Below are 19,142 nucleotides of genomic sequence, written 5' to 3' on the forward strand. Positions count from 1 at the left end.
CTCGCGACACAAGCCGCCAATCTTCATCCGCCGCCTTCGCCTCTTATCCGTCATGCCGGGCTTGACCCGGCATCCAGAGCCACAAAGGACACCGCCTGAGACTCTGGATGCCGGGTCAAGCCCGGCATGACGATGTATAATAGCCCGGGGCCACCCTCTCTCAATTGTGCTCCCGCGAAGGCGTTACCCCCGATGGGCTCCCGCCTTCGCGGGGACGCAAGCGGCCTCAATCCTGCGGCGGCGGATTCGTGCCCTCTTGCTGCGCGCGCTTGATCGCCTGCCGCTCGAGATACCATTGCCGCGCATTCATCTGCGCGCAGCCGCTCTGCCCGCCCGTGCCGACCGCCGAACAGGTATTGGGCAAGCCGCCCGCGGTGCGGCCCACCTCATCCTGTTGCTGGGCGCGGTTGACCCAGCTCTGGTTCTTCGCCGGCACTTCGGGCGGGCGGCGCAATTCCTTGGGGACGCGATATTGTTCGTTGGGGTCGATGCGATTGCACACCACCACCTCGGTCGAGGTCGACGGCGGGCATTTCTCGGTGCCGCTCAACGTCACGCTGCGAATCCGCTTCGGCGGCTGCCCGGTTTCGGCCTGCGCCTCCTGATGCACCGTCTCCGCCGGCGCCTTGGCGGGCGCGGGCTGGCTTGCCTGCGCCGCAAGCGCCGCGGCCGGCAGCACGGCGAGGGCGACGGTGATCAGGGGACGTAACATGCGAGACTCCTGTTATATCCTAACGTCCCCTGCGGGGCTTGTATCCCGGCCGAACGTAGCCTTCGGATTACCCGATGTTTCGTTGCAGCAACAGTCGTTGCCGTAACTGACTTTGCCCCCTAAGGCGGCGCTGTAATGATCCTTGTCGTCGACAATTACGACAGCTTCACCTGGAACCTGGTCCATTATCTGATGGAGCTGGGCGCCGAGGTGCGCGTGGTGCGTAACGACGCGCTGACCGCCGCCGAGGCACTGGCGAGCAACGCCACCGGCTTCCTGATCTCGCCTGGCCCGTGCACCCCGAACGAGGCGGGGATCAGCCTCGATCTCGTCGCCGCCTGCGCCGAGGCGCGCCGCCCGCTGCTCGGCGTGTGCCTGGGGCACCAGTCGATCGGCCAGCATTTCGGCGGACATGTCGTGCGCGGCGGGCTGATGCACGGCAAGACCAGCCCGGTCACCCACGACGGCACCGGAATATTCGCCGGGCTGCCCTCGCCATTCACCGCGACGCGCTATCACTCACTGATCGTCGAGGACGTGCCCGATACGTTGCTGGTCAACGCCACTGCGCCCGACGGATCGGTGATGGGATTGCGCCACCGCGAACTGCCGATCCACGGCGTGCAATTCCACCCGGAAAGCATCGCCACCGAACATGGCCACGCGCTGCTCGCCAATTTCCTGAAGACGACCGGGGCATGACCGATTTCGGCCCGCTGCCCGATCCCGCCGCGCCGCTCGATCGCGCCGGTGCCGCGCAGGCCTTTGCCGATATCCTCGACGGCGGCGCCAGCGACGAAGCGATCGCGCATTTCCTGATCGCGCTGAGCGACCGCGGCGAAACCGAGATCGAGATCGCCGAGGCGGCACGCGCGCTACGCGAACGACTGATCCCGATCGACGCCCCCGCGCATGCGATCGACGTCTGCGGCACCGGCGGCGACGGGCATCACACGCTCAACGTCTCCACCGCGGTCAGCCTCGTCGTCGCAGCGTGCGGCGTCCCGGTCGCCAAGCACGGCAACCGCGCCGCTTCGTCCAAGGCCGGCGCGGCGGACACGCTCGAGGCGCTCGGGCTCGATATGGATCGCGCCGGGGCGTGCGCCGAGGAGACGCTCGCCGAGCTCGGCATCTGCTTCCTGTTCGCCGCGAATCACCACCCGGCGATGAAGCGGATCACCCCGATCCGCCGCCACATCGGCAAGCGCACGATCTTCAACCTGATGGGGCCGCTCGCCAATCCGGCGCGGGTCGGCCGCCAGCTGATCGGCATCGCCCGCCCTGACTACGCCCCGGTCTATGCCGCCGCGCTGGCCGAGCTGGGCGCGGAGGCGGCGCTGGTCGTCTCGGGCGAGGAAGGGCTCGACGAAGTGTCCGGCGCCGGGCCGACGATCGCGGTATCGGTCGGCGCGGTCGCGCTGCCCGATCGCATCACCCCGGAGGACGCCGGGCTGCCGCGTCACCCGATCGCGGCGATCCACGGCGGCGACCCCGACTATAACGCCGCTGCCCTGCGCCGATTGCTCGGCGGCGAGCGCGGCGCCTATCGCGACGCGGTGCTGCTCAATGCCGCCGCCGCGCTGGCGCTCGACGGCGCGACGCTGCCCGCGGGTGTGGCGCGCGCGGCGGAAGCGATCGATTCAGGCGCCGCCAATGCGCTGCTCGACCGCTGGATCGCCTGGGCATGAGCAACGTTCTCGACCGGATCCTCGCCACCAAGCGCGACGAGGTGCGCAGCCGCAGCGCTAAGGCGTCGTTCGGCGATCTCGATGCGCGCGCGGGCGAGCAGACCGCCCCGCGCGGGTTCCGCGCCGCGCTCGATCGCGCGCCGGGTTACGGCCTCGTCGCCGAGATCAAGAAAGCGAGCCCCTCGAAGGGGCTGATCCGCGCCGATTTCGATCCTCCGACGCATGCCCGCGCCTATCAGGCCGGCGGGGCAGCGTGCCTCTCGGTGCTGACCGACGCGCATTATTTCCAGGGCAGCGAGGCCTATCTGGTCGCGGCGCGCGCGGCGTGCGACCTGCCGGTGCTGCGCAAGGATTTCATGGTCGACCCGTGGCAGGCGGCGGAAGCGCGCGCGATCGGCGCCGATGCGATCCTGCTGATCATGGCGGCGCTCGACGATGTGGCGCTGGCCGAGATCGAAGCGGCGGCGATCGAGCGCGGGATGGACGTGCTGGTCGAAGTCCATGACGCCGACGAGCTGGAGCGCGCGCTCAAGCTCAAGTCGCGACTGATCGGCGTCAACAACCGCGACCTGCGCGATTTCACGGTCGATTTCGCGCGGACCTACGAACTGGTCGGCCGCGCGCCGGCGGGCTGCACCTTCGTCGCGGAGAGCGGGCTCACCACCCGCGGCGATCTCGATGCGATGGCCGCGCATGGCGTGCGCTGTTTCCTGATCGGCGAATCGCTGATGCGCCAGCCCGATGTCGAGGCGGCGACGCGGGCGCTGATCGGATGACGCGGCTCACGCATATCGACGATGCCGGCGCGGCGCATATGGTCGATGTGGGCGACAAGCAAGTAACGCGGCGCGAGGCGGTGGCGACCGGCCGCATCCTGATGTCCCCCGAAACCGTCGCCGCGATCCGCGACGGCGCCGCGCTCAAGGGCGATGTGCTCGCGGTGGCGCGGGTTGCGGGGATCATGGCGGCCAAGCGGACGAGCGAGCTGATCCCCTTGTGCCACCCGCTCCCCCTCACCCGCGTGTCGCTCGATCTGACGGTCGGCGCGGATCATGTCGAAGCCACCGCGACCGCGGCGACCGACGGCAAGACCGGGGTGGAGATGGAAGCGCTGACTTCGGTCTCGGTCGCTCTGCTGACAATCTACGACATGACCAAGGCGCTCGACCGCGCGATGCGGATCGACGGCGTTCGGTTGCTCGCCAAGAGCGGCGGGCGATCGGGGGATTGGCGGGCGGAGACCGGCGACGCCTGAATCGGGCGATGCGCGGATCGGAAAATGCGGGACTGTCAAGCGACTGAGACAAAGCAAATGTCTCAATGCTGGATTCCGTAAACGATCCGTTACTTAGTTTACAACCTTTTACGCCGTACTATTCGCACCTTGTGATTTATATCGTCCCCAACGGTGCCGCATTATTCCCTCACGGCACATTATCGGGGTGATGGAAATGAAGAATTTTGCGATGGCCGCGCTTGCGGCGATGATCTTGCCTACGCCTGCATTCGCCGCCGTAGAACTTATCAAGAATGGCTCGTTCGAGAATAACACGGTTTCGGACGGCACAAAGCAGTGGATATTCTATGCTGGCCTCGCCGACTGGTCTTATCAAAATCGGATCGACCAGTACAATTTTCAGCACAACTTGACATTTATTGCCACGCCCGGCACGGCCGACGTCCAGACCGGCAGTGGTTTAACCGTTTACGGTCCGTTCCCGAAGACGAGCCCCGACGGCGGCGACTTCATCCTCGCCGACGCCGATACCGATTTCAACGGAACGCTATATCAGACGGTGAAAGGTCTGACGGTCGGCGAGAAATATACGCTCACTTTCTGGCAGGCCGCCGGCCAGCAGATCGATCGCGTCGGGCCGACCACCGAACAGTGGAAAGTATCGTTCGGGAACGACGTCCAATATTCGGACAAATTCCTGCTCGCGGAGGGTGCGGTCGGCGATTGGCAAAAGCAGTCGATGACCTTCGTCGCATCGGCAACGTCGCAGGTGCTGACATTCCTCGCGGAGGGCACGCCCAACGGCCAGCCGCCGATCGCGATGCTCGATGGCGTGTCGCTCAAAGCCTATGAGGCGCCGGTCGGCGCGGTGCCGGAGCCGAGCACCTGGGCGATGATGATCATGGGGTTCGGCGCCGTCGCCGGCGTGATGCGCCGCCGCCCGCGCCGGGCCGAAGCGGCGAAATAAGGGAATACAAGCACTCCGTCGTCCCAGCGAAAGCTGGGATGACGGGGCGCCTCAAACCTCCTTCGCCGCCGCCAGCACCGCGGCGGCGTGGCCCGGCACCTTCACCTTGCGCCACGCCCGGACCAAGGCGCCTTCCTTCCCGAACAGGAAGGTCGCGCGCTCGATCCCCATATATTTCCGGCCGTAGAGCGACTTTTCGACCCACACGCCGAACGCCTCGCATGCCGCGCCATCCTCGTCGCTCGCCAGCGGCACCTTAAGGTCATATTTGGCGATGAAATTGCTGTGCCGCTTCGGGCTGTCCTTCGAGATGCCGAGCAGCGCCACGCCTGCCGCGGCGAAATCGTCCGCCAGCGCGGAGAAGTCCTGCGCCTCGCGGGTGCAGCCGCTCGTATCGTCCTTGGGGTAGAAATAGACCACCAGCGGTCGCGGCAGCGCGGCGAGCCGCACCGGGGCGCCGTTGGGGTCGACCAAGGTCAGGTCGGGAATCTTATCCATTGCTCACTCCTAGCCACGCGGCGCGCACCTCCTGCCGCGCCGCAGCGAAGCCGGCAAGCACCGCCGCCCAATCCTCATAGCCCAGCGCGCGCGCGATCAGCGCACGCGTCGCCGCCGCCTCCGGCTCCTGCGCATCGGGCGCGACCAGCCGCAGCGTAACGAGCAGCCGCGTCAACAGATCGTGCGCCGCGCCCATTCCGGGCGGCAGCAACGCGCCGAGCAAGTCGATCGCCCGCCCCAGCCGCGGATCGAACCCGGTGCGGTGCTCGAGTTGCAAGGTGTGGACCGCGAATTCCAGATCGACCAGCCCGCCCGGCAGCAACTTGGCGTCGAGCGGCCCCGCCGGCGGCTTATGCGCGGCCATTTCGGCGCGCATGTTCGCGGCATCGTTCACCACGTCGTGCGGCTTGCGCGCGCCCGCCAGCACCGCCGCGATCTCCGCCGAGAGCGCCGCGCGCGCCGCGGCCGAGCCGAACACCGGACGGGCGCGGGCCAACGCCATATGCTCCCACGTCCACGCCTCCTCGCGCTGATAGCGCGCGAACGAATCGAGGCTGACCACCAGCGGCCCCTGCGCCCCCGACGGGCGCAGCCGGGTATCGACCGAATAGAGCGGCCCCGCCGCCGTCGCGACCGACAGAGCCGCGGTGACGCGCTGCGCCAGCCGATTGTAATAGAGCGTCGCGCCGAGCGGCTTGGCGCCGTCCGATTCCGCCGCGAAATCGCCGGTGAACAGATAAATCAGATCGAGATCGGAGGCGTGGGTCAGCTCGCCCCCGCCCATCCGGCCGAGCGCGAGGATGACGAATTCGCTGTTCGGCACGCGGCCGTGCGCGATGGTGAATTCGGCGACGGTCGCCGCCGCCAGCGCCTCGATCGCCGCCTCGGCGACCCGGCCGTAACCCGCGGAAACCTCCAGCGGATCGGCGACGCCCGCAATGATCTGCGTCCCCAGCGCGAACCTTTTGTCGCCGACGACGCGGCGCGCATGATCGAGCCGCGCCTGATAATCGGCGCCGCGCTCGACCGCTTCCATCTCGGCGACCAGTTCGGCGACGCTGCCGACCGGGGCGAAGGCGGTCGCGTCGATCAACCCGTCGAGCAGATCGGGGCGGCGCGACAGTTCGTCAGCCAGGGTCGGGGCGTGACTCAGCACCGTGGCGAGCAGATTGGCGAGTGCCGGCCGCGCCTCCAGCAAGCGAAAGATGTTGATCGCGCTCGGCAATCGCTCAAGCAACGTATCGAGGCGCTGCAATGCTGCCTGCGGCACCGGCGCGTCCGCGACCGCCGCGACGATCCCCGGGAGCACCGCCTCCAGCGCCGCCTTGGCCGCGGGGCTGCGCAGCGCGGGATAGCGCCCCGAGCGCCACGATCCGATCCGCGCCGCGGCCCCCTCCGCATCGGCGAAACCGAGCGCGGCGAGCTGCTCGACCAGCTTGGCCGGATCGCTCGACAAAGCGGTGTCGGCCGGCGCGGCGAGCACGTCGAACACCGCCGCCACCCGTTCGACATGCGGACGGAGGTGATCGAGCAGCGCCGCGCCATCGGCACGCCCGTCGAGCCGCGCGACCCGATCGAGCGCGTCGCCGGTCGGCAGATGATGCGTTTGGCGATCGTCGATCATCTGGACGCGATGCTCGATCGTGCGCAGCGCCTCATAGGCCGCGGTCAGCGCGCGCGCGTCGTCGGGGTCGATCCGCCCGGCCTCCGCCAGCGCCGCGAGCGCCTCGCGGGTATTGCCGACGCGCAGCGCCGGATCGCGGCCGCCGTGGATCAGCTGGTGGATCTGCGCGAAGAATTCGACCTCGCGGATTCCGCCGCGCCCGCGTTTCAGATCATAGCCGGGGCCGAATGCCTGGCCCTGCGAATGATGATCGCGGATCCGGCGGGTGATGTCGACGATCTCGCCGATCGCGCCGAAATCGAGGCTGCGCCGCCACACGAACGGGCGGATAGCGTCGAGGAAGCGCGTACCGAGCGCGATATCGCCGGCGCAGGCACGCGCGCGGATGAAGGCGGCACGCTCCCACGGCAGCGCCTGCGATTCGTAATAAGTGATCGCCGCCTCTATCGGGATCGCGATCGGGGTCACCTCGGGCGACGGGCGCAACCTGAGGTCGACGCGCAGCACATAGCCGTCGCCATCGCGCGTCTGGAGCAGTTCCACGACGCGCCGCCCGATCCTGACCGCGGCGTCGACCGGTTCCTCGCGCGGCTTGGTCGGCAGCGTCTCGGGGTCGAACAGCAGGATCGGATCGATGTCCGAGGAATAATTGAGTTCGCGGCTGCCCTGTTTGCCGAGCGCGATCGCGGCGAAGCCGACCGGTTCGGCGCCCGGCGTACGCTCCTCGATCGCCGCGCGGATCGCACGATCGAGCGCGGCATCGGCGAAATCGGACAATGCGCGGGTGACCGCGGTAAGATCGAGCGCGCCGGAAAGATCGCCGACCGCCGCGACCAGCGCAAGCCGGCGCCGCGCGAGCCGCAGCGACTGGCTCACCGGTCCCTCGCCGAACCTCGCCGCCGCACCGAGCGGCAGCGCGCCCTGCGCCAGCGTCGCCGCGAGGTCGGGCTCGCGATCGAGCAGCATCGCGAGGAACGGCGCATTGTCGCGGGCGCGATCGAGCGCGTTTTTCGCGACGGCGGGAGCGATTTGGACGATATCATTCATTGCCGGCGCTACCTGCCGAGAAACTTCATCGGCGTTCAACCGTTTTCGCGAGGATGGAACGTCGTTTTACCTCGTCCGACGTCTCGCCCGCCGCGGGATTCGTCGTATCGCCGCCGCAGCGCAGCGACGGCATCGGCGAATCGCTGCGCCGCGCCTTCCAGCCGCCCCCCGTGCCGGATTCGATGCGCGGATTGCTCGATCGGCTGTATCGGCTGGAATAAGCGGAAGACAGGTCGCGCCTGTTCTCATTCCACACGTCATGTCATGCCGGGCTTGACCCGGCATCCAGAGCCAGGGGCGGCATCGCTTGTGACTCTGGATGCCGGACAAGCCCGGCATGACGATAAGAGCCCGTTTCGCAAAAACGCTCAGCGATCCCGGCTCAGCTCGTCCACCTCGTGCATGATCGTATCGAGCGTCGTGCGCCCCGAATCGTCGCCCTTCTGCCCGGTGCGGCCGGTCATGTCGCGACCGCTCATCAGCGCCTCGAGCGCGACGCGGCCGCGCGCGACGCGGCTCTTGATCGTGCCGACCGCAACCCCGCAGATTTCGGCCGCCTCTTCATAAGCGAAGCCGCCGGCACCGACGAGGATCAGCGCCTCGCGCTGCGGTTGCGGCAACATCAGCAAGGCGCGCTGCATGTCGGCAAGCTCGACATGCTTGTCCTGCCCCGCCGGCGCGGCGAGCAGCCGATCGGCGACGAGATCGTCCCACTCGCCACGGAAGCGCGAGCGCCGCATCTGCGACAGATAAAGGTTGCGCAGGATGATGAAGGTCCAGGCGCGCATATTGGTGCCGGCCTGAAAGCGCTTGCGCGCCGCCCAGGCCTTGAGCAGCGTCTCCTGCACCAGATCGTCCGCGAGATCGCGGTTACCCGAAAGCGATCGGCCGAAGGCGCGCAGGTGCGGAATGACCTGCGCCAGCTCGGCCTTGAACTCGGGGTCGGAAAGCGCGACGTGCCCGGCAGGCGACGTCACATCCGCCCCATCATCCTGCGATGGATCTTGCGTCATGATGTCGCGATCATTCCCCGTCGCAACCGGCTCTGCCCGGTCTGTATTTATAAGATAGGCGTGCAGGCGCAATTTGCCACCCGCCTGCCATGCTGCCGCCGTCGAGGCGACTAGACCCGCACGAGCACGAGGATCGCAAAGATCACCACCACCAGCACGAGGGAAAAACCGAGGATATACCGCGTCATATGCGGTGTTGCACCAGCTCTCGCCTGTTCCGTGCTGCGGTGTACCGTTTCGTTTTCGTCCGCCATAGAACACCAACGAACAACAACCGTTTTGGGTCCGTATCAACTCATTCGGCGGGCACGGTCGATTGATCGAAAAACAATGCCTGGCTGATCGCGGCTTTCACGGTAGAGCGCTGGAATGGCTTGGTGATCAGAAAGGTCGGCTCCGGCCGCTCGCCGGTCAGCAGGCGTTCCGGGAAAGCGGTGATAAAGATCACCGGTACCTGGAATTCGGCGAGAATATCCTTCACCGCGTCGATTCCCGAACTGTCGTCGGCCAACTGGATATCCGCCAGCACCAGTCCCGGCCGGTCCTCCATCGCCAGCGCGACCGCTTCGTCGCGGGTCACCGCGACGCCGGTCACCTCATGGCCCAGATCGCGCACGATCGTCTCGACGTCCATCGCGATGATCGGCTCATCCTCGATGATCAATACGCGCGCGCGGGTCTGCTTTTCGATTTCGGTCATTGCCTCCGCAACCAATTCTTCCACCTCCTCGGGTTCGACATCGATCAGATAGGCAGCGTCTTCGGGGGTGAACCCCTCCATCGCGGTCAGCAGCAGCGCCTGCCGCGACAGCGGCGTCATCCGCGCCAGCCGCGCACGCGCGATGCTCTCATGCTCGCTGGCATCGGCGCTCGCCGTGCCCTCGATATGCGCCGACCCCCAGATCACCTGGAAGGTACGATAAAGGCCGAGCCGGGGATCGACATCGCGCGGGAATTCCGCCGGCGCGGCAACGATCGCCTCCAGCGTCGCACGGACATATTGGTCACCCTGGGACTGGCTGCCCGTCAGCGCGCGGCTGTAGCGCCGAAGAAACGGAAGATGCGGCGCAAGCTGTTGTCCAAGCGACATTGGCGGTGGTTTCTCCTCACAGGGCCGGAAGCGCCTTTGCCTCGCCCGGCCGATTCAAACGCGATAACACGGCAACCGATCGCCCGCCGACCGGCCCTGCGGCCAACCGGCGAATTTGTCACCGGCAAGTGGAACCAACGAGCCGGTTTTTGGTTTCATTATGCTCACCGCACAATGTGTGTGCGGGGCCTTGCGGTTTCTGGCAACCGCGTCTTTTAGAATCCCGACGGTCGGGCGGTTCCGGGGGGCATGTGTTGAGTTCGGACGATCAGGCAAAAAAACCGGATCGACAGAAGGGCGCGGCGGTCCAGCGCAAGGACCGCGATATGGGCTCGGCCCTGCGCTCGATCTATCAAAAGACAGTCGAGGAAGCGATCCCGGACGAGATGCTGTCGCTGCTCGGCAAGCTCGACTAGATCGTAGCCGAAGTGGCTGGGAACGCAGGATATCCCGGCTCGGCGACAGCCTTGGCGCGAATCTTCGTCGCGCGCTGGCCGACCGGAGCCAAATTATTCGTGATCCTAAGCGTGGCGTTGCTGCCGCTGGCGGTGATCGCGGTATTCGCCACCTTGCAGACGACCCGCATCGCCGACACCGAATCGCGCGCCGGGCTGCGCCTCGCCTCCAACGAAAGCAGCCGCGCGATGGCGATCGAGCTGATCGGCGACATGACCGCGCTCCACGCCGCGGTCGATGCGCTCGAGCTCGATCCGCATAACGGCCCGAGCTGCGCGCGCGCGCAGGGCGTATTTGCGCAGCAATCGACGATTGGCACCCGGTTCGTCATCTTCGATCGGCAAGGGCGGGCGGTGTGCGGGGTTTCCTTCCCCGGCGCGCGTGATGTCGCGAGCCAGGCCAGGCACGCGATCGTCTTCGCGCGGTTGGTGCCGGGGCGCGGGCTGCTGCTCGGCATCGCGTCCAACCGGCACGGGATGTTCGGCGCGGCCTTTTTCCCCACCGAATTCCTCGCCAACCTCAGCCGGCCGAGCGGCGCCATCCAGTCCTATCAGCTCTCGCTGGTCAAGGGCAACGAACGGCTGGTGATCGACGCCATGCCGCGCGAATCCGCGCTCGAACGGCGCAGCGCCAACCGCACCGATCTCGGCATCGCCGGGCTGGCGCTGGAAATGGAGATGCGGCGCACCCCGATCACCTCGTCGCTGGTCATCGCGCTGCTGCTGCCGTTGCTGATGTGGGCCGCGGCGGCCGGGATTTCGTGGTTCGTAGTCGATCGCCTGCTGGTGCGCCCGTTGCGCCAGCTCCGCACCGATATCGCCGCGCTCCACCCCGGCGAGGAGCTCGATCCGGCAATCCTGCGCACGCTCCACGCGCAGGAGATCCGCGAGTTGGGCGATACGTTCCGCGCCCTCACCCGCACCGTCTCGCTGCACGAGGCCGGGCTGGCCGAGGGGCTGGTGCGCCAGACCCGCCTGACGCGCGAGGTGCATCATCGTGTGAAGAACAACCTCCAGGTGATCTCCAGCCTGATCAACCTCCACGCCCGCAGCGCGCGGACGCCCGAGGTGACGCAGGCCTATGCCTCGATCCAGCGCCGCGTCGATGCGCTGGCGGTGGTGCATCGCCACCATTTCGCCGAGCTGGAGGAAAACCGCGGGCTCGGGCTGCGCCCGGTGATCAGCGAACTCGCCACCAGCATCCGCGCGACCGCGCCGGAGGGAAGCCGGGTCGGGCTGGCGCTCGATCTCGATCCCTTCTTCGTCGGGCAGGATGTCGCCGTCCCGATCGCCTTTCTAGTCACCGAGGCGGTCGAACTGGCGATGGCGTGCGATCGCGAGGCGCAGATCCGCATCACGCTGAAGCCGGCGCCTGGCGAGGCGGATCGTGCGATCCTGCGCATCTCCTCCCCCGCGCTGATCCAAAGCGAAACGCTCGTCGCCCGGCTCAGCCAGCGCTACGGGCGGGTGATGGAAGGGCTGTCGCGCCAATTGCGCGCGCCGCTCGATTATGATGCCGCGATCGGCGAATATGCGATCGCGATCACTATTCTCGGGCTCGAATGACCGCGAAACGCCGTCGACCCGCGAATTGACTTTTTTTTACGATGGACGGAACCGCGCTTCACAACGGTCGTTCTGCTCTTCGGATAGCGAAATCATGCCCCCCCGCTCTCGCTATCCAGGTCACAGGCCCGAAAGCGTCGTCACTCCCCCCCGGTGGCGCTTTCGGGCCTTCATTTTTGCGGGTTTCCCAAAATCGCCGTAAGACCGGTGCGGTCCCGCGCTTTCAGGAGGTTCGCCATGCGCAAGATTATCGGATTCACCGCAATCGCTGCCGGGCTGCTGCTCGCCGGCTGCAACACGGTTCAGGGCGTCGGCCGCGACGTCTCGTCGGTCGGCCAGACGGTCACCAAGGCGGCGAAGTAACGCTTACTCGCCGGGAACAATCTCACCTTCGCCCGTCGTGTCACGTGCACGACGGCGCTCGGTGAACCAGATCCCGATCAGCGCGAGTTCGTAGAGGAAGCACAAGGGGATCGCGAGAAGCAGTTGCGATCCCACGTCCGGCGGGGTCAGCACCGCGGCGATCGCAAAGGCGGCGACGATCGCGTAGCGCCGCGCGCTCACCAATTGCTTGCGCGTCACGATCCCCGCTCGTTCCAGCAGCATCAGCAGCACCGGCAGCAGGAAGGCGATCCCGAAGCCGAACAGGAATTGCATGATGAATGACAGGTAATTGCCGATCGCGGGCAATGCCTCCTGGTTCACCCCGCCGATATTGCCCTGGAAGCTCAGCAGGAAATGCAGCGCCATCGGCACCGCGATGAAATAGGCCATCGACGCGCCGAGGCAGAACAGCACCGGCGTCGCGAGCAGGAACGGCAGCAAAGCGCGCTTTTCCTTGCGATACAGGCCGGGCGCGATGAACTGCCACAATTGGTTGGCGATCACCGGGAAGGACAGCATCATCGCGGCGAAGAAGGCGACCTTCACCTTGACGAAGAACGCCTCGAAAATCTGCGTGTAGATGAGCTTAGTCTGCCCCGCCTGGAGCAACGGGCGGACCAGCACGCCGAAAATATCCTCGGCGAAATAATAGCAGACGAAAAACGCCAGGATCAGCGCGGCGATGCTGTAGAGTAGCCGCCGGCGCAGCTCGATCAGATGTTCGAGCAACGGCGCCTTGGTGTCGTCGATGTCCTTCATGACGCGGGCTTGCTCTCGACCGGATGCGCCTCATCGGCGGGTGCCGGCGGCGGCGCGACGACCGGTTTCTCGACCATCACCGGTGGCGCATCCTCGCCGTCGGTCGCCGTCTCGGCTGGCAACGGATGCGGATAATCGGGGGTATCGGCGGAAGAGTCGGACGGATGCAGCCGCATGATCCGTTCATTCTCTTCCTTCCACTTCTTTTCCATCTCGGCGAGTTCGGCCTCGCGGATCATCTCGTCGAAGCCGGCGCGGAACTGGCGCGCGACCGAGCGGGCGCGGCCGACCCAATAGCCCAGGACGCGCATCGCCTTGGGCAGGTCTTTCGGCCCGATGACGACCAGCGCGACAAGCGCGACGACCGCCCATTCGGAGAAATTGAAATCAAGCATGAGCGGGCCGGCGGCGCGAGGGGGACGGCAAAGGAGCGGGCTGAGGGCGTCGGCCGATCAGCGCGCCTTCTCGTCCTGCACGATCGTCTCGGCGGGGCGCACCGATTGCTGCGCCTCGATCCGCGCGGCCGGCTTGGCGGGGACGTCCTCGTCCTCCTCGGCCATGCCCTTCTTGAAATTCTTCACGCCCTTGGCGACGTCACCCATCAGGTTCGAAAAGCGCCCGCCCCCCAAGAGAAGAATGGCGATGATGGCGACGACGATCCAATGCAGCGGGCCAAACGTGCCCATGACGGCTCTCCTGATAAGCGAACCCTGTATCTAGGGTCTAAACGCGCTCAGGACAACGCCGTGAGCGGGCTGGCTACCTCATTCACCGTCATACCGGGCTTGACCCGGCATCCAGAGCCGCAAGGACCGGCGCCGGTTGCCCTGGATGCCGGATCAAGTCCGGCATGACGCCACGGCCCTAGTCATCATCGTCGTCTTTTTCCACCGCGAGTTGATCGAAGGCGAGATCGACCGGATCGAGCAATCCCGCGGCCTTCAGATCGTCGATCCCGGGCAGGTCACGCCGGCTTTCAAGTCCAAAATGATCGAGGAATCCCGGCGTCGTCGCGAACATCAGCGGTCGGCCCGGCACCTCGCGCCGCCCCGCGGGGCGCACCCAGCCCGCTTCCATCAGCACGTCGAGCGTGCCCTTCGAGATCTGCACCCCGCGGATCGATTCGATTTCGGCGCGGGTCACCGGCTCGTGATAGGCGATGATCGCCAGCGTCTCGATCCCGGCGCGCGAAAGCTTGCGCGCCTCCTCGCGATCGCGGCGCAGCAGATGGGCGAGATCGGCCGCGGTCTGGAAATGCCATCGCCCGCCGCGCTCGACGAGGTTGATGCCGCGCCCGGCATAATCCGCCGCCAGCGTCTCCAGCACCGCCGCGATGTCACCCTCGCCGACATGCGCGCGAATCGCCTCCGCGGGCATCGGCTCGGTCGCGGCGAACAGCACCGCTTCCACCGCGCGAGCGAGATCGTCAGGCGGGGTCATGCCGAGGCCCTCAGGTAGAGCGGGGCGAAGGGCGATTTCTGCGCGAGCTCCACCCGCCCCTGCCGCGCCAGTTCGAGCGCGGCGAGGAAGCTCGACGCCAGCGCCGATTTGCGGAAGGTGCCCGACGCGCCGTCGGGGAGGAACCGCTCGATCGACGCCCATTCGATCGTACTGCCGATCAGCGCCGAGACGCGCTCGATCGCCGCCTCAAGCGTCATCACCTGGCGATCGTGGACGACGTGCATCACCGGGCGGGTACGCGCCGAGATACGCCCGTAAGCCGCGATCAGATCATAGATTTCGGCGGTCCAGCGCGCCTTGCGCACCGTGCGCAACCCTTCGGGCGCAGCGCGGCGGAAGACGTCCCGCCCGAGCCGGTCGCGCGCCATCAGCCGCGCGCCGGCCTCGCGCATCGCGTTGAGCCGTTCGAGCCGCAATTGCAGGCGGAGCGCCAGTTCCTCGGGGCTCGGCTCGACCTCGGGGTCGCGCGGCAGCAGCAGGCCCGATTTGAGATAGGCGAGCCACGCCGCCATCACGAGATAATCCGCCGCCAGCTCGAGCCGCAGCGAGCGCGCCTGCTCGATGAAGACGAGATATTGCTCGACCAGCGCGAGGATCGAGATCTGCTTGAGATCGACCTTCTGCGAGCGGGCGAGCGCGAGCAGCAGGTCGAGCGGCCCTTCCCAGCCCTCGAGATCGAGCTTCAGGATATCGTCGTCTTCGGTCAACGGCTTGCTGGGGGGCAGGAGGGATACATCACACTATGCTGGCAGAATGGGCGGGCGTTGCCCAGCCGGCTGCGCAAAGTTCACGAAGTTCACACGAGTGAAGGTTTGGCACCAATGTGGCCAAATCAAAATAAATCCTTTTATTTCATATATTTATTAACAAACGTCACCCCGGCGTTGAGCCGGGGTGACGGAAGGGGTCAGGCGAGGGCCAACAACGCGTCGCGCTTCTCGATCAGCCCGCCGAAATCGCCCTCGGCGGGCGGGACGCTCGCCATTGCACGATCCAGCCGATCCCGAGCCGCCGGCGCGATCTCATCGAGCCGCCCCGCGATCTCGATCATCTCGTCCATTCGCGCCCAGCAATCGAGCACCACATCGCACCCCGCCGCGATCGCCCCCGCGGCTTTCTCGCCGGCGGTGCCGCTGAGCGCCTTCATGTCGATATCGTCGGTCATCAGCAGCCCGTCGAACCCGATGCGGCGGCGGATCACCTGCTCGATCACGATCGGCGACAGCGTCGCCGGACGATCGCGGTCCCACGCCTCGAACACGATATGGCTCGTCATCCCCATCGGCGCGCCGGCCAGCGCGCGGAACGGGGCGAGATCCTCCTCCAATTCGGCGTCGCTCGCGGTGACCGTGGGCAGATCATAATGCGAATCGACGATCGCGCGGCCGTGCCCCGGCATATGCTTGACCACCCCGACCACCCCGGCCGCCGCGAGCCCCTCCAGCGTCGCGCGGCCCATCGCCGCGACACGCTTAGGCTCGCGGCCATAAGCGCGGCAGGCGATCGCCTCGGTCGTCCCCGCGCGCGCAACATCGAGCAACGGCATGCAATCGACCGTAATCCCCATTTCGGCGAGCATCAGCCCGAGCGCGTGGGCATTGGCGCGCGCCGCCTCGATCGCCGACATCGGCGCGCGTTCGTAAAGCGCGTCGAACGCCGGGCCGGCGGGAAAGGCGGGCCATTCCGGCGGCCCCATCCGCGCGACGCGCCCGCCCTCCTGATCGATCAGGATCGCGACATCGCCCCGCCTCTCCAGATCGCGCAGCGAATCGGTGAGCGCGCGAAGTTGCGCGCGATCGATCACGTTGCGCTTGAACAGGATATAGCCGGCCGGGCGCGCCTCGCGGAAGAATGCACGTTCGTCGGCGGAGAGCGTCGGGCCGGAGAGGCCGAAGATGACTGGCTTCATGCCCGGTCGATACCGTCAGCGCTGCCGGGGGGGAAGGCACGCCAACCGATATCTTCCGTTCGCCCTGAGCTTGTCGAAGGGCGGCCTGTCCCACCCGGTGGGGGACGCCCTTCGACAAGCTCAGGGCGAACGGGGAGAGGGAGGAATGCCGGATTAAGGTAACGCGATGCGCTGAAATTACCCCGCCACGAAGCAGCGTTCGCCCGCCACCTTCAGCCGGCCGCAGATATCGGCGGCGGCGCTGGCGCTGCCGGCATTGACCCGCAAGCGATAGACCTTGCGCCCGTTGACATCGGCCGCCTCGACCGATTTGTTCAACGTCGCGAGATAGTTGAACCTTTTCGCCAGCGCGCTCCACGCCGCATTGGCCACCGCCTCGCTGGGGAAAGCGCCGAGCTGGACGAGCGATCCGCCCGATCCTGCCCCCGGCACCGCCGCGCGCGGCACGCTGACCGGGGCTTCCGCGGTGAGCTTGCCGCCGCTCGGCGGCACCTTCGCCGCGGCGACGCGCTCGCCGGCATCCGGCGCTGGCACGGGCTTGGCGCCGGCGCGGCGGCCGTCGATCGGCGCTTCGGGCACCGCGCTCAGGTCGATCGCCGCGGAGGAATTGGCGCCGGCGCTGGTCGCGATCGCCGAATCACCCTCGCCGCTCACCTTGAGCCCACCCGGCTCCTCCGGCTTGATCTTGTAATCGCCCGGCGGCGCCTTGATCAGATCGCCGCTGCCCGAGGGGGTGCCGACATGCTGCTGCATCTTGTAGATGCCGAAAACGATGCCCGCGAGCATCACCAGCCCGACGATGACGAGCAGCACCTGGCGCAGAACGCCGGGCGCGCCATTATCCTCTTCCTCGGGCTCTACCGATTCCAGCCAGGGCAAACGATCAAGGTTACTGAGATCGATCTTGTCCACCGCCGTCACCGCCTACATCTCCGAGACCGCTTCCACCCCCACGATGGAAAGTCCGTTACGAATAATTTGCGCGCAGCCATCCGCCAAGAGTAGACGCGCCGCGCTCGACGCCGGATCTTCGACGACCAGGAAGCGCCGATCGGGCCGATCATTGCCGACATTCCACAAAGAGTGAAAGGCCGCAGCCAAATCGTAGAGATAAAAAGCGATACGGTGCGGCTCGCGCGCCGCCGCGGCGGTTTCGACGATCCGCGGGAATTGCGCCGCCAGCTTCACCAGCGCAAGCTCTTCCGTATCAAGACGGGACAGATCGGGGCTGGTCGCATCGATCCCCGCCTCCGCGGCGCGGCGATGCAGCGAGGCGATGCGGGCGTGCGCATATTGGACGTAGAAGACCGGATTGTCCTTCGACGCCTCGACCACCTTGGCGAAGTCGAAATCCATCTGCGCATCGGCGCGGCGGGTGAGCATCGTGAAGCGCACGACGTCCTTGCCGACCTCGCGCACCACATCGGCGAGCGTGACGAAATTGCCCGCGCGCTTGGACATCTTCACCGGCTCGCCGGCGCGGAGCAGGCGGACCATCTGGACGAGCTTGATATCGAAGCGCGTCTTGTTCTCGGTCAGCGCGGCGACCGCGGCGACGATCCGCTTCACGGTGCCGGCGTGATCGGCGCCCCAGATGTCGATCAGCTCGTCGGCGGCCTGCGCCTTCTGGAAGTGATAGGCGAGATCGGCGCCGAAATAGGTCCATTGCCCGTTCGACTTCTTGATCGGGCGATCCTGATCGTCGCCGAATTGGGTCGAGCGGAACAGGGGCAGCTCGACCGGCTCCCAATCGTCGGGCACCTCGCCCTTGGGCGCATCGAGCACCCCGTCATAGACGAGACCGCGCTCACGCAGCCATTGCTCGGCCGCCTCGGGCTTGCCCGCCGCCTGCAGCTCCGCCTCGGAGGCGAAGACCGCGTGGTGGATGCCGAGCAGCGCGAGATCGGCCTTGATCAGCGCCATCATCGCCGCGACCGCGCGGGTGCGGAACAGCACGAGCCATTCGCTCTCGGGCGCCGTCGCGTAACGATCGCCGAATTCGTCGGCGAGCGCGCGGCCGACCGGGACGAGATAGTCGCCCGGATAGAGCCCCTCGGGGATCTCGCCGACCGCCTCGCCCAGCGCCTCGCGGTAGCGCAGATGCGCCGAGCGCGCGAGCACGTCGACCTGCCCGCCGGCATCATTGACATAATATTCGCGCGTCACGTCATAGCCGGCGAATTCGAGCAGCGCGGCGAGCGCATCGCCGACCACCGCGCCGCGGCAATGCCCCATGTGCATCGGCCCGGTCGGGTTGGCGGAGACATATTCGACGTTGACGCGGGTGCCGTGGCCGCGCTGCGACCGGCCGTAATCGCCGCCCGCGTCGCGGATCGCGGAAAGCTCGGCGCGCCACGTATCGTCGGTCAGCCGCAGGTTGATGAAGCCGGGGCCGGCGATCTCGACCGCCGCCACCTCGTCGAGCCGGCGCAGCTCGTCAGCGATCTTCTCGGCCAGCGCGCGCGGGTTGGACTTGGCCGGCTTGGCCAGCACCATCGCGGCATTGGTGGCGAGATCGCCGTGGCTCGTGTCGCGCGGCGGCTCGACCGTCACGTTGCGACGATCGAGATCCGCCGGCAGCGCGCCGCCAGCGACAAGGGCATCGAGCGCCGCGTCGATATGCGCGGCAAAGCGAGAATAAAGCGTCATGGTGTCCGTGATCGTCCGGGATTGCGCGCGCGATAGACCAAGCGGGCGCCGGAAGCAAAAAGCCCTCCTCCGAAGGGGAGGGG

General features: G+C 67.0%; 22 protein-coding genes. 9 read left to right on the forward strand and 13 right to left on the reverse strand.

Annotation, left to right across the window (positions count from 1 at the left end; all coding sequences use genetic code 11):
• Nucleotides 1-226: 226 nt before the first annotated feature.
• Nucleotides 227-712 carry a hypothetical protein gene (locus tag NED98_RS16225; protein WP_179512123.1) on the reverse strand — a complete coding sequence of 162 codons (486 nt, stop codon included), beginning with the start codon at nucleotides 710-712 and terminating at the stop codon, nucleotides 227-229.
• Between the two features lie 135 nt (nucleotides 713-847).
• Here NED98_RS16225 and NED98_RS16230 point away from each other — a divergent pair, with 135 nt between their 5' ends.
• From NED98_RS16230 to NED98_RS16250, 5 genes are all read left to right on the forward strand, one after another.
• Nucleotides 848-1,414: an anthranilate synthase component II gene (locus tag NED98_RS16230; RefSeq protein WP_265271482.1), complete on the forward strand. Its 567-nt coding sequence runs from the start codon at nucleotides 848-850 to the stop codon at nucleotides 1,412-1,414.
• Nucleotides 1,411-2,400, forward strand: a complete 990-nt coding sequence (gene trpD / locus NED98_RS16235) for an anthranilate phosphoribosyltransferase (RefSeq protein WP_179512125.1) — start codon at nucleotides 1,411-1,413, stop codon at nucleotides 2,398-2,400. The genes NED98_RS16230 and trpD overlap by 4 nt, the downstream gene beginning before the upstream one ends.
• Nucleotides 2,397-3,176, forward strand: coding sequence for an indole-3-glycerol phosphate synthase TrpC (trpC, locus tag NED98_RS16240; protein WP_265313668.1), 780 nt, complete (start codon nucleotides 2,397-2,399; stop codon nucleotides 3,174-3,176). Before trpD ends, trpC begins: the two co-directional genes overlap by 4 nt.
• Nucleotides 3,173-3,655 (forward strand): cyclic pyranopterin monophosphate synthase MoaC, encoded by a 483-nt coding sequence (gene moaC, locus NED98_RS16245; protein ID WP_265313669.1) that lies wholly within the window; start codon nucleotides 3,173-3,175, stop codon nucleotides 3,653-3,655. The genes trpC and moaC overlap by 4 nt, the downstream gene beginning before the upstream one ends.
• Nucleotides 3,656-3,851: 196 nt before the next feature.
• Nucleotides 3,852-4,604, forward strand: coding sequence for a PEPxxWA-CTERM sorting domain-containing protein (locus NED98_RS16250; protein WP_265313670.1), 753 nt, complete (start codon nucleotides 3,852-3,854; stop codon nucleotides 4,602-4,604).
• A gap of 51 nt (nucleotides 4,605-4,655) precedes the next feature.
• Here NED98_RS16250 and NED98_RS16255 read toward each other — a convergent pair whose 3' ends face one another.
• Both NED98_RS16255 and NED98_RS16260 read right to left on the reverse strand, forming a co-directional pair.
• Nucleotides 4,656-5,102, reverse strand: a complete 447-nt coding sequence (locus NED98_RS16255) for a peroxiredoxin (protein ID WP_265271474.1) — start codon at nucleotides 5,100-5,102, stop codon at nucleotides 4,656-4,658.
• Nucleotides 5,095-7,773 (reverse strand): bifunctional [glutamine synthetase] adenylyltransferase/[glutamine synthetase]-adenylyl-L-tyrosine phosphorylase, encoded by a 2,679-nt coding sequence (locus NED98_RS16260; protein WP_265313671.1) that lies wholly within the window; start codon nucleotides 7,771-7,773, stop codon nucleotides 5,095-5,097. The genes NED98_RS16255 and NED98_RS16260 overlap by 8 nt, the downstream gene beginning before the upstream one ends.
• A 53-nt stretch (nucleotides 7,774-7,826) precedes the next feature.
• Between NED98_RS16260 and NED98_RS16265 the strand changes: the two genes are divergently transcribed.
• Nucleotides 7,827-7,994, forward strand: a complete 168-nt coding sequence (locus tag NED98_RS16265) for a hypothetical protein (protein ID WP_265271470.1) — start codon at nucleotides 7,827-7,829, stop codon at nucleotides 7,992-7,994.
• 147 nt (nucleotides 7,995-8,141) lie between these two features.
• On the opposite strand, the gene NED98_RS16270 is transcribed toward NED98_RS16265, so the two are convergent.
• Nucleotides 8,142-8,786 carry a sigma-70 family RNA polymerase sigma factor gene (locus NED98_RS16270; protein ID WP_265271468.1) on the reverse strand — a complete coding sequence of 215 codons (645 nt, stop codon included), beginning with the start codon at nucleotides 8,784-8,786 and terminating at the stop codon, nucleotides 8,142-8,144.
• Between the two features lie 295 nt (nucleotides 8,787-9,081).
• On the reverse strand, nucleotides 9,082-9,876 hold the full coding sequence (locus tag NED98_RS16275; protein WP_179512134.1) for a response regulator: 795 nt from the start codon (nucleotides 9,874-9,876) through the stop codon (nucleotides 9,082-9,084).
• Between the two features lie 326 nt (nucleotides 9,877-10,202).
• On the opposite strand from NED98_RS16275, the gene NED98_RS16280 reads away from it, so the two are divergent.
• The 3 genes from NED98_RS16280 to NED98_RS16290 all read left to right on the forward strand — a co-directional run bounded on the left by NED98_RS16280 (nucleotide 10,203) and on the right by NED98_RS16290 (nucleotide 12,260).
• Entirely contained in the window at nucleotides 10,203-10,292 is a 90-nt protein-coding gene (locus NED98_RS16280; RefSeq protein WP_179513686.1) for a NepR family anti-sigma factor, read from the forward strand.
• A 51-nt stretch (nucleotides 10,293-10,343) separates the two neighbouring features.
• On the forward strand, nucleotides 10,344-11,897 hold the full coding sequence (locus NED98_RS16285; protein ID WP_265271463.1) for a sensor histidine kinase: 1,554 nt from the start codon (nucleotides 10,344-10,346) through the stop codon (nucleotides 11,895-11,897).
• A 237-nt stretch (nucleotides 11,898-12,134) separates the two neighbouring features.
• Entirely contained in the window at nucleotides 12,135-12,260 is a 126-nt protein-coding gene (locus NED98_RS16290; RefSeq protein WP_179512136.1) for an entericidin A/B family lipoprotein, read from the forward strand.
• 3 nt (nucleotides 12,261-12,263) lie between these two features.
• On the opposite strand, the gene tatC is transcribed toward NED98_RS16290, so the two are convergent.
• The 8 genes from tatC to argS all read right to left on the reverse strand — a co-directional run bounded on the left by tatC (nucleotide 12,264) and on the right by argS (nucleotide 19,059).
• Nucleotides 12,264-13,040: a twin-arginine translocase subunit TatC gene (gene tatC / locus NED98_RS16295; RefSeq protein WP_265271461.1), complete on the reverse strand. Its 777-nt coding sequence runs from the start codon at nucleotides 13,038-13,040 to the stop codon at nucleotides 12,264-12,266.
• The gene (gene tatB / locus NED98_RS16300) at nucleotides 13,037-13,435 is read right to left on the reverse strand and encodes a Sec-independent protein translocase protein TatB (protein ID WP_265313672.1); all 399 of its coding nucleotides are present in this window, start codon (nucleotides 13,433-13,435) and stop codon (nucleotides 13,037-13,039) included. Before tatB ends, tatC begins: the two co-directional genes overlap by 4 nt.
• 57 nt (nucleotides 13,436-13,492) lie before the next feature.
• Nucleotides 13,493-13,726 carry a twin-arginine translocase TatA/TatE family subunit gene (locus tag NED98_RS16305; protein WP_179512139.1) on the reverse strand — a complete coding sequence of 78 codons (234 nt, stop codon included), beginning with the start codon at nucleotides 13,724-13,726 and terminating at the stop codon, nucleotides 13,493-13,495.
• A gap of 178 nt (nucleotides 13,727-13,904) precedes the next feature.
• Nucleotides 13,905-14,480, reverse strand: coding sequence for an SMC-Scp complex subunit ScpB (gene scpB / locus NED98_RS16310; protein WP_265313673.1), 576 nt, complete (start codon nucleotides 14,478-14,480; stop codon nucleotides 13,905-13,907).
• Nucleotides 14,477-15,208, reverse strand: a complete 732-nt coding sequence (locus NED98_RS16315) for a segregation and condensation protein A (protein ID WP_179512141.1) — start codon at nucleotides 15,206-15,208, stop codon at nucleotides 14,477-14,479. The genes scpB and NED98_RS16315 overlap by 4 nt, the downstream gene beginning before the upstream one ends.
• Nucleotides 15,209-15,408: 200 nt before the next feature.
• Nucleotides 15,409-16,410 carry a beta-N-acetylhexosaminidase gene (gene nagZ / locus NED98_RS16320; RefSeq protein ID WP_265313674.1) on the reverse strand — a complete coding sequence of 334 codons (1,002 nt, stop codon included), beginning with the start codon at nucleotides 16,408-16,410 and terminating at the stop codon, nucleotides 15,409-15,411.
• 177 nt (nucleotides 16,411-16,587) lie between these two features.
• Nucleotides 16,588-17,322: an SPOR domain-containing protein gene (locus NED98_RS16325; protein WP_265313675.1), complete on the reverse strand. Its 735-nt coding sequence runs from the start codon at nucleotides 17,320-17,322 to the stop codon at nucleotides 16,588-16,590.
• A gap of 12 nt (nucleotides 17,323-17,334) precedes the next feature.
• The gene (gene argS / locus NED98_RS16330; protein ID WP_265313676.1) at nucleotides 17,335-19,059 is read right to left on the reverse strand and encodes an arginine--tRNA ligase; all 1,725 of its coding nucleotides are present in this window, start codon (nucleotides 19,057-19,059) and stop codon (nucleotides 17,335-17,337) included.
• Nucleotides 19,060-19,142: the final 83 nt, after the last annotated feature.

The sequence above is a fragment of the Sphingomonas lycopersici genome, from assembly GCF_026130605.1.
Taxonomy (GTDB): domain Bacteria; phylum Pseudomonadota; class Alphaproteobacteria; order Sphingomonadales; family Sphingomonadaceae; genus Sphingomonas; species Sphingomonas lycopersici.

What these genes read in the sequence shown, in the direction of transcription:
- NED98_RS16255 (WP_265271474.1), bottom strand. Translation starts at nt 5,102, where the DNA reads ATGGATAAGATTCCCGACCTGACCTTGGTCGACCCCAACGGCGCCCCG.
- trpD (WP_179512125.1), top strand. Translation starts at nt 1,411, where the DNA reads ATGACCGATTTCGGCCCGCTGCCCGATCCCGCCGCGCCGCTCGATCGC.
- NED98_RS16290 (WP_179512136.1), top strand. Translation starts at nt 12,135, where the DNA reads ATGCGCAAGATTATCGGATTCACCGCAATCGCTGCCGGGCTGCTGCTC.
- NED98_RS16305 (WP_179512139.1), bottom strand. Translation starts at nt 13,726, where the DNA reads ATGGGCACGTTTGGCCCGCTGCATTGGATCGTCGTCGCCATCATCGCC.
- NED98_RS16260 (WP_265313671.1), bottom strand. Translation starts at nt 7,773, where the DNA reads ATGAATGATATCGTCCAAATCGCTCCCGCCGTCGCGAAAAACGCGCTC.
- NED98_RS16280 (WP_179513686.1), top strand. Translation starts at nt 10,203, where the DNA reads ATGGGCTCGGCCCTGCGCTCGATCTATCAAAAGACAGTCGAGGAAGCG.
- tatC (WP_265271461.1), bottom strand. Translation starts at nt 13,040, where the DNA reads ATGAAGGACATCGACGACACCAAGGCGCCGTTGCTCGAACATCTGATC.
- nagZ (WP_265313674.1), bottom strand. Translation starts at nt 16,410, where the DNA reads ATGAAGCCAGTCATCTTCGGCCTCTCCGGCCCGACGCTCTCCGCCGAC.
- scpB (WP_265313673.1), bottom strand. Translation starts at nt 14,480, where the DNA reads ATGACCCCGCCTGACGATCTCGCTCGCGCGGTGGAAGCGGTGCTGTTC.
- NED98_RS16230 (WP_265271482.1), top strand. Translation starts at nt 848, where the DNA reads ATGATCCTTGTCGTCGACAATTACGACAGCTTCACCTGGAACCTGGTC.
- moaC (WP_265313669.1), top strand. Translation starts at nt 3,173, where the DNA reads ATGACGCGGCTCACGCATATCGACGATGCCGGCGCGGCGCATATGGTC.
- NED98_RS16265 (WP_265271470.1), top strand. Translation starts at nt 7,827, where the DNA reads ATGGAACGTCGTTTTACCTCGTCCGACGTCTCGCCCGCCGCGGGATTC.
- NED98_RS16250 (WP_265313670.1), top strand. Translation starts at nt 3,852, where the DNA reads ATGAAGAATTTTGCGATGGCCGCGCTTGCGGCGATGATCTTGCCTACG.
- tatB (WP_265313672.1), bottom strand. Translation starts at nt 13,435, where the DNA reads ATGCTTGATTTCAATTTCTCCGAATGGGCGGTCGTCGCGCTTGTCGCG.
- NED98_RS16270 (WP_265271468.1), bottom strand. Translation starts at nt 8,786, where the DNA reads ATGACGCAAGATCCATCGCAGGATGATGGGGCGGATGTGACGTCGCCT.
- NED98_RS16275 (WP_179512134.1), bottom strand. Translation starts at nt 9,876, where the DNA reads ATGTCGCTTGGACAACAGCTTGCGCCGCATCTTCCGTTTCTTCGGCGC.
- trpC (WP_265313668.1), top strand. Translation starts at nt 2,397, where the DNA reads ATGAGCAACGTTCTCGACCGGATCCTCGCCACCAAGCGCGACGAGGTG.
- argS (WP_265313676.1), bottom strand. Translation starts at nt 19,059, where the DNA reads ATGACGCTTTATTCTCGCTTTGCCGCGCATATCGACGCGGCGCTCGAT.
- NED98_RS16225 (WP_179512123.1), bottom strand. Translation starts at nt 712, where the DNA reads ATGTTACGTCCCCTGATCACCGTCGCCCTCGCCGTGCTGCCGGCCGCG.